This window comes from Paenibacillus catalpae (assembly GCF_900112695.1).
Classification (GTDB): Bacteria; Bacillota; Bacilli; order Paenibacillales; family Paenibacillaceae; genus Pristimantibacillus; species Pristimantibacillus catalpae.
Genome location: NZ_FOMT01000002.1, coordinates 999809 through 1011846 on the forward strand (window position 1 = coordinate 999809; position 12038 = coordinate 1011846).

At 55.6% G+C, this 12038-nt stretch carries 9 protein-coding genes; all 9 read left to right on the plus strand.

Annotated features, from left to right (window positions below):
• Entirely contained in the window at positions 1-822 is an 822-nt protein-coding gene (locus BM200_RS12170; RefSeq protein ID WP_091185536.1) for a carbohydrate ABC transporter permease, read from the plus strand.
• Between the two features lie 172 nt (positions 823-994).
• Positions 995-2326 (plus strand): ABC transporter substrate-binding protein, encoded by a 1332-nt coding sequence (locus BM200_RS12175; RefSeq protein WP_091185538.1) that lies wholly within the window; start codon positions 995-997, stop codon positions 2324-2326.
• 70 nt (positions 2327-2396) lie between these two features.
• Complete coding sequence (locus BM200_RS12180; protein WP_091185541.1) at positions 2397-3650, plus strand: amidohydrolase family protein; 1254 nt, start codon at positions 2397-2399, stop codon at positions 3648-3650.
• Between the two features lie 21 nt (positions 3651-3671).
• Entirely contained in the window at positions 3672-5702 is a 2031-nt protein-coding gene (locus tag BM200_RS12185) for a hypothetical protein (protein WP_091185543.1), read from the plus strand.
• A gap of 78 nt (positions 5703-5780) precedes the next feature.
• Positions 5781-7145, plus strand: a complete 1365-nt coding sequence (locus BM200_RS12190) for a sedoheptulokinase (RefSeq protein WP_245773018.1) — start codon at positions 5781-5783, stop codon at positions 7143-7145.
• Between the two features lie 7 nt (positions 7146-7152).
• A complete protein-coding gene (locus BM200_RS12195) occupies positions 7153-7860 on the plus strand; it encodes an aspartate/glutamate racemase family protein (RefSeq protein ID WP_091185548.1) in 708 nt (235 codons plus the stop codon).
• A gap of 78 nt (positions 7861-7938) precedes the next feature.
• Positions 7939-8859, plus strand: coding sequence for a class II fructose-bisphosphate aldolase (locus tag BM200_RS12200; protein WP_091185549.1), 921 nt, complete (start codon positions 7939-7941; stop codon positions 8857-8859).
• Between the two features lie 66 nt (positions 8860-8925).
• Entirely contained in the window at positions 8926-11358 is a 2433-nt protein-coding gene (locus tag BM200_RS12205) for an alpha-mannosidase (protein WP_091185552.1), read from the plus strand.
• A gap of 1 nt (position 11359) precedes the next feature.
• Positions 11360-12037, plus strand: coding sequence for a class II aldolase/adducin family protein (locus tag BM200_RS12210; protein WP_091185555.1), 678 nt, complete (start codon positions 11360-11362; stop codon positions 12035-12037).
• The last annotated feature ends 1 nt before the right edge of the window (position 12038 follow it).

Sequence of the window (12038 nt, forward strand, 5' to 3'; positions counted from 1 at the left end):
ATGGCCAAAGTCATTACCAAAGGAATTTTGTACCTGTTTCTCGTCATCGTGGCGGCTTCCTGCCTGATTCCGTTCTACAGCATGTTCGTCACCTCGACGCATGCCAATTCGGATATTGCGCGGAAGCTTCTCCTAATCCCTGGCGATCAGTTCTTCGACAATTACAATCGGCTTAAGGACACTGTGAACATATGGCGAGGATTCGCAAATACGCTCTTCATTACGGTTCTCTCGACGATACTGAACGTATATTTCGCGGCATTGGCAGGCTACGGCTTCTCGAAATATAACTTCAAGTACCGCAACGCGCTGTTCGTGATTGTACTGGGCACGATGATGATTCCCGGTCAGCTCGGTATTATCGGCTTCTTCAAACTGATGGATTCGCTGAACATGCTCAACACCTACTGGCCGCTGATTCTTCCGTCGATTCATAATGCTTTCGGGATCTTCCTGATGCGGCAGTTTGCCGATTCGTCGGTACCGACGGAAATCATTGAGTCGGGCCGGATGGACGGCTACGGCGAGCTGCAAATATTCAACCGCATCGTGCTCCCGATCATGAGTCCTGCGCTGGCGACTTTGGGCATCTTCGCCTTCATCGGCAAATGGAATGACTTCCTGACCCCGATGATTATTCTCTTCGACAACAATCTGCAGACGCTGCCGGTCATGATCGCAAGTTTGAAGTCGCAGTTCACTTCGGATTTCGGCGCGCAGTACGTCGGCATCGTCATTGCGGTCGTACCTGTTCTGGTCTTCTTCTCGTTCATGTCTAAGCGGATCATCGACGGAGTTGCGGCTGGCGCGGTGAAAGGCTGATACATTCTTCGGACTCCATTGAAAGAGGTGGTGCCTTCGCCAGCCAAGGCGTGTAGATTTTCCGTTAGCGGATTTGTACAAGCAGAACATTCCGCGTCGGCAAGTGTTTTGCAATCATGGGTTTCATTTCAAACGTCTCGACTATATTTCATATCCAAAGGGGAGATCGATTTTGAAAACGAGAAAATGGCTGACGATGGCTACATCGGTCGTGTTGGCTGCAAGTCTTATGGCAGGCTGCGGCAACAACGGCAACAATAACAGCGCGGCGGGCGATGCAAGCAATTCGAACAACGGCTCCGCGAATACGGGCGCTTCGAACGGCGGCACAAAAGAACTGTCCGGCAAGCTTGTTATTTGGACGTTCTTCGATCAGGTGAAAGACATGGCGGACCAATTCGAAGCGAAAAATCCCGGCGTAACCGTTGAGGTTAAAATGTTCCCGGGCGACCAATACCAAACGAAGCTTCTGACAGCGCTTCAATCCGGAAGGGACGTTCCCGATATTTTCGACCTGGAACGCGGATACATCGGCAAATTCATCGATTCCAAGTTTCTGACGGACTTGTCCGCCATGGGCGGCGATGATTTGGTGAAGGATTATATCCCATACGTTCAAGAGCTCGGACGTTCGTCCGACGGCAAGCTTCGCGCGATTTCCGACCATTCTTCGCCGGGCGGGTTCTGGTATCAAAAAGAAATCGCCAAGCAATATCTGGGTACGGACGATCCGGACAAAATCAGCGAAATGGTCAACTCCTGGGATAAAATCATAGACCTTGGCACAAAAATCGCGGCGGACAGCGGAGGCAAAGAGCATCTGATCCAAAACGCAGGCGACCTGTTCGACATCGAAGCGTACAATACGCAGCCATGGGTCAAAGACGGCAAGCTGAACATCGATCCGAAATGGCAGACGATTTTTGAGACGCAGCAAAAAATCCGTCAGGGCAACGTGGACGCGAAGCTTCCGTTCATGTCGGCGGGCTGGGGCAACGCCTTAAACGACGGCAGTGTCGTGCTGACTTCGATGCCGGCTTGGGCAGGCTTCATGATTGACAATAAAGACAATAAAGCAAACGGCAAATACGGCGTGGCCAAAACGCCGGAAGGCTTCTACGTCGGCGGCACGTACCGCGGCATCTACGACAAGTCGGAGAACAAAGATTTGGCTTACGAATTCATTAAGTACATCGCAGGCACGGAATGGCAGCAGCACAATCTGGAGAAAACGGGCAATATGCCTGGCAGCGGCAAAGTATACGAGTCGAACCTCGATACGTACACATCCACGTTCTTCGGCGATCAAAACATCTTGAAGCCTTACTACGAATCCGTTAAACAAATGCCGGCCATCAAGGCGGACAAATACGGCGAAGATATTCTCAGCAAATGGAGAAAAGCTGCAGGCGACGGCATCACAAACAACTTAAGCTACGAGGATGTCGTGAAGAACTTCAAGAAAGAAGTGAAAAATACGTTCCCGGAAATCAAAGTGGATTAAACGAGAAACAAAGAGAGCGGCTGCTTTCCAAAGAAGCAGTCGCCCATTTTTGGAAGGAGAATAGAGCCCGATGAGCAGCATTCATGAATACGTAAATCAACTTCGGATCATCGACGGACATGAGCATCTGGCGACCCCGCAAATTCGAAAGAAAGAGAATCAGGACTTTTTCTCATTAATGCATTATCTGGATTCCGATCTGGTTACGGCCGGCATGGAGCGAGGGGCGCTCGGCAATAAAAAAAGCAGTGACGAGGAACGGGCGGCAACATTCCTGAAATACTGGGAACGAACGAATAACACGACCTATGCGCGCATGTTTGGAAGCGCAATGCAAGATTTATACGGGTTTAATGACTGGAGCGTAAAGGGCATCCTGGACGTCAACGAGAAGGTGAAGGCGGCGACGCATGACCCCGACTGGTACAACGAGGTCTTGTTCAAGAAGTCGGGCATTGACTTGGCATTCACCCTGATTCAAACGACAAAGCTGGAATATGACTTATTTAGACCGATTATGTTTATGGACTTTACTTTCAGATTGCGAAATCGGAAGGATATTCACGACGTAGAACAAGGTGCCGGCATGAACGCGCACACGTTCCAAGGCTACTTGGACGCCGTGGATGCCTTATTGCATAGATACAAACAGGAAGGCATGGTTGCGACGAAGCTTGGGCATGCCTACTGGCGTTCGCTGGCCAGTTCGAAGCCGACCTTCCATGAAGCGGAGTCGGTATTCAACCGGCTGCTCGGCTGCACGCTTGCCGAAGGGCTGTCCCAGTTGGAGACGGTATCGCTGCAGGACTATCTCATTCATTTTATCATCCAGCGTTCGATTGCGTACGAGCTGCCAATTCAGATTCACACGGGCCACCACGAGACAAGCGTCTCGAGCAACGGAAACCTGATTCCTAATTCCAACGCGGCTCTGCTACTTCCTTTGCTGGCCGAATATGAGGATGCGAAGTTCGTGCTGCTGCATTGCGGATTTCCTTATCATGACGCTTACTTGAGCATGGCGAAGAACTATCCGAACGTGTATACGGATTTCACCTGGACGTACATTATATCCCCGACGGCGGCCAAAGGAATTCTTCACCAGATGATTGAGATGGTACCGCAGACGAAAATCCAAGGCTTCGGCGGCGATTACAATCACGTTGAGGGGACTTATGCGCATTTGAAGCTGGCGCGCGGCATCGTCGCCGACACGCTGGCCGAGAAGATCGCGGAAGGCGCGATGAAGGAAAAAGACGCGATGCGTTTTGCGGACCGGATCTTCCGGGAAAATTTGATCGAGCTGTATCAGCTGGATCTGTAGGCCGAAAGGAAGGGATGCAACATGGGGTGGAGATCGGAGTCTACTGGTAACGGCAAAGAGCTTAGGGTGTTCGAGCCCGGGAACGACGGCAGTTTGGCTTATATGCGCTTTGGCCGGCTGCTTGGGATCTGGAATGCCGAGGGACGCGAGATTGGCGAGCTGGCGATCGACGAGATCGCCGCGGACGACGAAGGCGGCCTTCGCATGTCGGGCTCGTCGGAGCTGTATGAAGCCGAGGCTGTCTGGAGGGCAGCTCCGGATGAACCTCGCGTCTATGACGTAACGCTGCGTTTTGTATATAAAGGAGACGCGCCGGGAGAATTCGGGCTTACGTTCGGCTGTGAGTTGATCGGACCGGGGAGACCGGACTGGATGATCCCCGGCGCGTTCTATAAGGAGAATCGGTTCGAGAAGAACCTCCGCATGTATCCCCGCTACGACTACAGAGGCGGGAAGCATAGCGAAATGGTATCCGATTATTGGTCTTTTCGTTCCGACCGGGCAGCGCTCCCGGCGGTATTCGCCTGGAATGACGAAGCATGCGGCGCGCTCTGCACGGACGAGATGTCGGAACTCGGCCTTACGGGTATCGGTTTCCGCGGGAACGAGGCGGGCACGTCGATCTGGCTGGACTATCCGTACCGCGAGGAACCGGTAACCTTTGTCGGCGATGCGCTGCCCCGGCCGGCGGATATTCTATGCGCCAGGTTTCAGCCAGGGCGGCAGGTGACACTGAAGATGAACGTATATGCGGCGGGATCCGATCCGCATGCCTACGACCCCTTCGTGCGCCGAATGTACCGGCTGCATGGCGCCGAGCATGGATTAAACCCTTGGATGGGCCTTAAAGAGGCAGCGGAATTGACCGCTCACGGTCTATACACGTGGCATTACAATTCCGAAGAAGGCATTCTTAACGAGACGGCGGCGTTCGACCGCGAATTCAACAACAACGTGAAAGGAATGGGCGACCGTCCCCATATGCATGTGGGCTGGGTCAGCGGAGCGCCTTATGCCTACGCGCTGCTGGCTTACGGGAGGAAGCAAGGCATTGCGGCTTATACGGAAGCAGGTGCCGCGGTTCTTGATAAAATCGCGGGCGGCGTCTCGCCGAGCGGCATTTTCTGGGCTTCCTGGGTAGCCGGCAAAGGCTGGACCGCCGGATGGAACCCGAAGTCAGACTGGCTGCAGGCGCGAACGATTGCCGAGGCAACCCTGTTCATGACAAAGGCGCTCGCGTTCGAGCGGGAACAAGGCGCAACGCATCCCGATTGGGAAGAGGCGGTGTTGTCCAACCTGAACTTTGCGGCTTCCCATCAACGGGAGGACGGTAATTTCGGCTCCTATTACAACTGCCAGAGCGGCACGGTCGAGGAATGGGATGGTGCCGGAGGCATGCTCTGGATCTCCGCGCTGCTTGCCGGAGCAGCCTATTTCGGAGAAGACCGTTTCTCGGAATCGGCTGTACGGGCAGGCAGCTATTACGAGAAATTCATCAAAGACGAATATATTTACGGCGCGCCGGAGGACGTGCATCTCACGCCGACATCCGAGGATGCATACAACGCGGTTGCCTCGTACGTGCATTTATACGAATTCGACCGCAATCCCAAATGGCTGGGGCTCGCCTCCAGCGCGGCGGACTGGATGATGACCTTCCGTTGGACGTACAATTTGCAATTCCCGCGGCATTCGATGCTCGCGCAGTACGATTTTCGATCGCGCGGCGCGGATCAGGCGTCGACCTCCAACCAGCATCTGCATAATTACGGCTTGTTCTGCGTGCCGGAAATGCTGCGGTTGTGGACCTATACGAAGGATGACTACTATCTTAACCGCACCAGGGACCACATCGCCTGCTTCCTGCAGTTTATCGCAAGGGAAGATGGGGATTTCAATGCGTACAAGGGCATGGTTACCGAACGTTTCTATAACACGAACTGCTTCCAGCCGAAGGGCATGATGCTTACGTTGTCCCATTCTTGGTGCATCGGACTTATCTTGTATGCCTCGCAGGAAGCGGAAGCTTACGCTGGAGTCTTGCGGCTGTAGTCGATTCAGCCGTCTCCTGCTCCAGGCGCTCTGGCGAATACGATTTATCCATCGAAGGGGGCTTGCGAGAACGTGTACATGGCTGGTATTGATATTGGCACGACTTCTATCGGCGTGGTTATTGCTTCGGCATCCGGCGAGACGGTCAGCATCGTAACGAAAGCGAACGATTCCGATCTTCGGAGCAAGCGAAGCTGGGAACGGATTCAGGAGCCGGAGCGCATCGTGGCAATTGTTCGCGAGTTGATCGCAGGCTGCGAGCCCTATTGGAAAGACGTGTCCGCAATCGGCATTTCCTGCCAGATGCACGGCATGCTATACGTCAACCGGGCCGGTCGCAGCGTCAGTCCGCTTTACACGTGGCAGGATGGGCGCGGCGATTTGCCGTTGAAGCAGGGTGAGGAATCCTACGTTGAGCGCCTCGGCAAATTAACCGGTTATTCAATGAGCAGCGGATTTGGTCTCACGACGCATTATTACAACGCGCTGAACGGTGAAGTGCCGGAGGAAGCAGCATTCCTCTGCACAATCGGCGATTATGTCGCCATGAAGCTGACGGGGGCGGCGGTTCCCGTCATGGATCCTTCCAATGCAGCCAGCCTCGGCATGTTCTCGAACCGGCTTACGGCGTTCGATGCGGCTGCAGTCGCTCGGGCAGGGATAGACGCAGCCATTCTGCCTCCGATTTGCAAGGAGAACGGCATCGCGGGCACAACGCCGGACGGCAAAGTGGTTGCCTGCGCCATCGGCGACAATCAGGCAAGCTTCATCGGCGCCGTACCGAAGCTGCAAGGGACGCTGCTCGTCAACATCGGCACAGGATCGCAAATATCCTTGTTCTCGGAAAGCCACGAGGAAGTTGCCGGACTGGAGATGCGTCCGTTTCCGGGCGGCGGCTGCCTGCTCGTCGGGGCGCCGCTCAGCGGGGGCAAGTCGTACGCGCTGCTGGAGCAGTTCTTCAAAGCGGTCTGCCTCTCGTTTTGCGATGCCGAGATGGACGATGCTCTGATTTTCGAGCGGATGAACGAGATGGCCGGGCAGGCGCTTGACAACGGTCTTGGCCAGCTCCGTTTCGACACGCAGTTTTACGGTACGCGGAACGACCCGAATGGATTAGGACATGCCGCAGGGATTGGTCCGGACAATTTTACGCCAGGGCATTTTGCGGCAGCTGTTCTGACGGGGATCGTCGACGAGCTGATGGGTTTCGTACATGTTATACCGGAACGACTTTTGGCCACCGTTACCGGCGCCGCGGGCTCCGGCAACGGCATTCGCCGCAATCCCGTCATGCAAAGGCTGCTTCGCGAGCGTTTGAACCTGCCGTTGCATTTGGCGGAGGCGAAGGAGGAGGCGGCCTTCGGCGCCGCCGTGCACGCGGCGGCAGTGACGGGTGCATACCCGGATTTGAATGCGGCGATGGCCGCAATGAAGAAAGGATGATTGTTTTATGGGAGATAGCAGAACGGATTGGTCCGGCAGCAAACTAGCCATTATCCATACGACGCCGCTGACGGTGGAGCCGCTTAAAGCACTTGCATTGGCGCAGATGCCGGGCATTGAAATCGTCAATCTGGTCGACGACTCCATCTTGCCTCAGCTGGCGGCAAATGGCGGCTGCATCCAGGAGGTTTACGGGCGCTGGAGCGAATATGCCCGAATCGCCGAGCGCCTTGGCGCCGACTGCATCCTGAACGCTTGCTCGTCAATCGGCGAGCTTTGCGCCCAGGTGCAACCCGAGCTTGAGGTGCCGATCGTCCGCATTGACGAAGCAGTGGCGGAGTTTGCCGTAGGCGCGGCCTCCAGAATTGGCGTCGCCGCTACGCTTGCGACGACGCTTGCGCCAACGCAGCGACAGCTGCGCGCCAAAGCGGAGCAAGCCGGCAAGACGGTCGAGCTTGTCCCGGTCGTTGCTTCGACGGCCTATCGGATGCTGCTCGCCGGCGACAAGGACGGCCATGATAACGAGTTGGCCGAAACGCTGCGCCGCTTGGTTTCCGAAACGGACGTTGTTGTGCTGGCGCAGGCGTCGATGGCCCGGGTCGCGGAACGATTCTCTCCGCAAGAGCGGCAACGGTTCCTGACAAGCCCGGAGCTTGGCATGAAGCGCGTGATGGAAACGATCACCGCAGCTGCGGCAACAAAACAAACGAAATAAACGGAATAATTAAAATAATCGAAATAATCCAAATAAATGAACTAAACGGACAGAGATATAGATAAGGAGAGAAATAATATGAATAACCAAACCAAACCACGCAACGTCATTACGCTGAAAAAGGCGCTGGAATTCGCGGAGGCGGGGCGATTCGCAATCGGTTCGTTCTCGCCGCGCTACACACCTATGATCGCGGCTGTGCTTCAAGCCGGCCAGGAGGCGAATTCGCCTCTTATCGTGCAAATCTCGCATAAGGAGCTGGTTCGTTACGGCATTACACCGGCGGAATTCGGCGATGAATTTTACAGCCAGGTCGCCAAGCAGAACATAACGGTGCCAGTCGTCCTGCATCTTGACCATACAAAGGAGCTGGCTACAATCGCGGAAGCGATCGATGCCGGTTTCACGTCGGTCATGATCGACGCGTCCGAGAAGCCGTTCGACGGCAACGTCAAGGACAGCAAGGAAGTCGTCGAGTATGCTCACGCGAAAGGCGTATCGGTCGAAGCCGAGCTCGGCATGATCGGCACGACGGACTTCGTCGAGACAGACAAGGACGAGGAGCTTTATACCGATCCGCGGGAAGCGGAGGAATTCGTCCGTTTGACCGGCGTCGACGCGTTGGCCGTTTCCTGCGGTACGGCACATGGCGTCTATAACGTGAAGCAGCCGAAGATCGACTATGCGCGCCTGACGGAAATCCGCGCATTAACGCCGGTTCATCTCGTATTGCACGGCGGATCGGGCGTTCCGGCCGAAATGATGCAGCAAGCGTTCCGTCTGCCTGGCGGCGGCGTGAGCAAAGTCAATATCGCTACTGATCTGGAGTTGTCTTTGCTGGCGGCTCTGGGCCGCGAGGAGCGGATGTCGAACTTGGAATGCCTGTCGCTATCCCCGGAACGATTGGTAATTGGCCGCGAAGCGGTCAAACGCACCGTCATTGGCAAAATAGAAAGCTTCGTATGCAGCGCGGGCGAAGCGGGCAGGTTCGTCCTTTAACGGCGGCCGAATCTACTGGCGTTCTTTAATCCAATCCAACTTGTTTAATAGGAGATGAAATCATAGATGAAAAACAAGAAGCTTTATATGATCGGCAACGCGCATCTGGACCCGGTATGGTTGTGGCAATGGCAGGAAGGCTTCCAGGAAGCGAAGGCGACGTTCCGCTCCGCGCTCGACCGGATGAAGGAATCGGAAGATTTCATTTTCACGTCGAGCTCGGCCGCCATGTACGAATGGATCGAGAACAATGACCCTGACATGTTCAAGGAGATTCAGGCGCGCGTATCCGAAGGACGCTGGAACATCGTCGGCGGCTGGTGGATTCAGCCCGACTGCAACATTCCGAGCGGCGAATCCTTCGTCCGTCAAGGCTTGTACGGCCAGCGCTACTTCAAGGAGAAGTTTGGCGTAACGGCAAGGGTCGGTTATAACGTAGACAGCTTCGGGCATAACGGCATGCTGCCTCAGATTTTGAAGAAAAGCGGCATGGATTACTATGTCATGATGCGACCGATGCCTAACGAGAAAGGGCTTCCCGGCCGGACATTCTGGTGGCAGTCCGACGATGGCTCGAAGGTTTTGACTTTCCGCATTATGTACGAATATTTGTCGTGGGGCAAGGACTTGGAAAATCACGTGCGCCGCTGCCTCGGGGAATTCAAGGAACCGCTGAACGACCTGATGCTGTTCTATGGCGTCGGCAATCACGGCGGCGGACCGACGAAGGAGAATATCGCCAGCATTCGCAGAATGAACGGAGAGGCCGACCTGCCGAAGCTTGAGTTCGCTACTCCGGACCAATATTTCGACGATATGGTCAAGTCGGGACTGTCGTTCCCGGTCGTGCACGACGATCTGCAGCATCACGCGAGCGGCTGCTACGCGGCGCATTCAGGCATTAAGCAGTGGAACCGCCAGGCGGAGAACCGCCTAATCGCCGCGGAGAAGTTCTCCGCGCTCGCCTCTTGGGTCACGGGCCAGCCGTATCCGCTCGCCGATCTCAGCCGGGCATGGAAGAACGTGTTGTTCAACCAGTTCCATGATATTTTGGCCGGCACGAGCTTGGAAGCGGCATACGAAGACGCCCGTTACCTGTTTGGCGAAGCGATGGCAATCGCCGACCGCTCTCTGAACTATGCCGTCCAGTCGCTGTCGTGGAATATCGGCATCGAGCAGGACGAGTCCATGCATCCGATCGTCGTCTTCAATCCTCATGCGTGGCAGAGCCGGGTCGACGTGGAGCTGGAGGTCGGCGGCATGAAGGATTCCAGCGTGCTGCTCGATGATGCCGGCAACCCGGTGCCATTCCAAACGGTGAAGTCGCAGGCTGCGGCGCGCGGCCGATACCGGCTGAGCTTCATGGCGGATTTGCCGCCGCTTGGCTATCGCGTCTACAAGCTTGTGAAGGAATCGGCTTCTATCAAGCCGGTCGGAGAGCCGATCACGGCCAGCGACCTTGTGCTGGAGAACGATCTGATGCGTCTTGAATTTGACAAGAGCACGGGCTTCATCAAGAGCTTGAAGGACAAAGCGTTGAATTTCGAGGTGATGAAGGACGGCGCGAGACCGGTCGTCATCGAGGATACGTCTGATACGTGGAGCCATGACGTGCTTCATTTCAACGGGCCGTCCGAAACGTTCAAGGCAACGAAGGTGCTGCGCATCGAGCACGGACCTGTCAAATCCGTTATCCGCGTCGTCAGCGAATACGGCAGCTCGAAGCTGGTACAGGATTTCGCGATGTATCCAGGCAGCAAGCAGATTGACGTCAGCGTATCGGTAGACTGGCGAGAGAAGTTCAAGATGCTCAAGCTCGTTTTTCCGGTCAACGTCATTTTCAGCAAGCAAACCTATGAGATTCCTTACGGCACGATCGAACGGGAGCATAACGGCGAAGAAGAGCCGGGACAAAATTGGGTCGATTACACGGGCATCGTGCAAGCAACGAATGATGTTTACGGCCTCAGCCTGATGAATGACGCCAAATACAGCTACAGCATGCATGCCAAGGAAATGGCGCTGACGGTGCTGCGCAGTCCGATCTACGCGCATCATGACCCTTACGTGCCGGATGCGGACGGGGAATATTCGTTTATCGACCAAGGCATCCAGCATTTCAATTATTCGCTGCTTCCTCATGAAGGCACGTGGGAACAAGCAGGCACAGTGCGTCGCGCTTCGGAGCTGAATTGCAAGCCGGTCGCGGTCATCGAGACTTTCCACGAAGGCAAGCTGCCGCAAACCGATTCGTTCGTCTCGGTAGACAAGGACAATATTATCGTGAGCGCAATCAAGAAGGCGGAGGACAACGATGACTTGATCTTACGCTGCTACGAGACGGACAAACGGGCGACTTCGGCCGAGATCAAGCTGCCGAAGTGGAACCGTGTCATCCGCGCCGACTTTAATCCGTCGGACATCAAGACGTTCCGCGTCCCGATGAATGCCGACCTTCCGGTGACGGAAACGAGCATGCTCGAATGGGAGCTTGAATAGGATGACGCGTCGGGAGAAGACGGTTGCCGAGCTTCGTGCGGCAGGCAAGTACATGATGGACCAAGGGCTGGCTTGGGGAAATGCCGGCAATATCAGCGCGCGCCTTGATGACGGCAATTTCCTTATCACGGCGACGGGCACGTTTCTGGGAGAACTCGGCGAAGAGGATTTCGCCGAGTGTTCCTTGGCAATTGGCGGCAATTCTCCGGTTGCGTCCGAGGGTACGGGCAAGAAGCCTTCGAAGGAGGTGCCGATGCATGCGGCGATCTACGAGGAGCGGCCCGAGATCGGAGCCGTCCTGCACGCTTCCCCGTTCTACAGCACGATGCTGGCCTGCGCGGGCGAGACAATTCCGTCCGGCTTGTTCGTCGAGACGATGTACTACCTCGAGCGGATCGGCCGGGTCGGCTATCATCACCCCGGATCGGCGGCGCTCGGCGAGGCGGTTAGGGAGAAAGCGAAGTCGGCGAACGTGCTGCTGCTGGATAATCACGGCGTGCTCGTTTACGACGTCAACGTGAAGGAAGCGCGAATGGCTCTTCAGACTCTGGAAATGGCGTGCAGGATGGTTGTCGAAGCATCGGGAGCGGGTATCTCGCTGAACCGGCTGCCGAAGACGGCGGAGCTTGATTTCTTGGAGCGATCCGGCTATCGGCCTAGAAGGAAGTGGGAGCTGTGAA

Excerpts from the sequence above, each read along its gene's own strand:
- BM200_RS12170 (WP_091185536.1), top strand. The coding sequence starts at position 1 with ATGGCCAAAGTCATTACCAAAGGAATTTTGTACCTGTTTCTCGTCATC.
- BM200_RS12180 (WP_091185541.1), top strand. The coding sequence starts at position 2,397 with ATGAGCAGCATTCATGAATACGTAAATCAACTTCGGATCATCGACGGA.
- BM200_RS12185 (WP_091185543.1), top strand. The coding sequence starts at position 3,672 with ATGGGGTGGAGATCGGAGTCTACTGGTAACGGCAAAGAGCTTAGGGTG.
- BM200_RS12190 (WP_245773018.1), top strand. The coding sequence starts at position 5,781 with ATGGCTGGTATTGATATTGGCACGACTTCTATCGGCGTGGTTATTGCT.
- BM200_RS12195 (WP_091185548.1), top strand. The coding sequence starts at position 7,153 with ATGGGAGATAGCAGAACGGATTGGTCCGGCAGCAAACTAGCCATTATC.
- BM200_RS12200 (WP_091185549.1), top strand. The coding sequence starts at position 7,939 with ATGAATAACCAAACCAAACCACGCAACGTCATTACGCTGAAAAAGGCG.
- BM200_RS12205 (WP_091185552.1), top strand. The coding sequence starts at position 8,926 with ATGAAAAACAAGAAGCTTTATATGATCGGCAACGCGCATCTGGACCCG.
- BM200_RS12210 (WP_091185555.1), top strand. The coding sequence starts at position 11,360 with ATGACGCGTCGGGAGAAGACGGTTGCCGAGCTTCGTGCGGCAGGCAAG.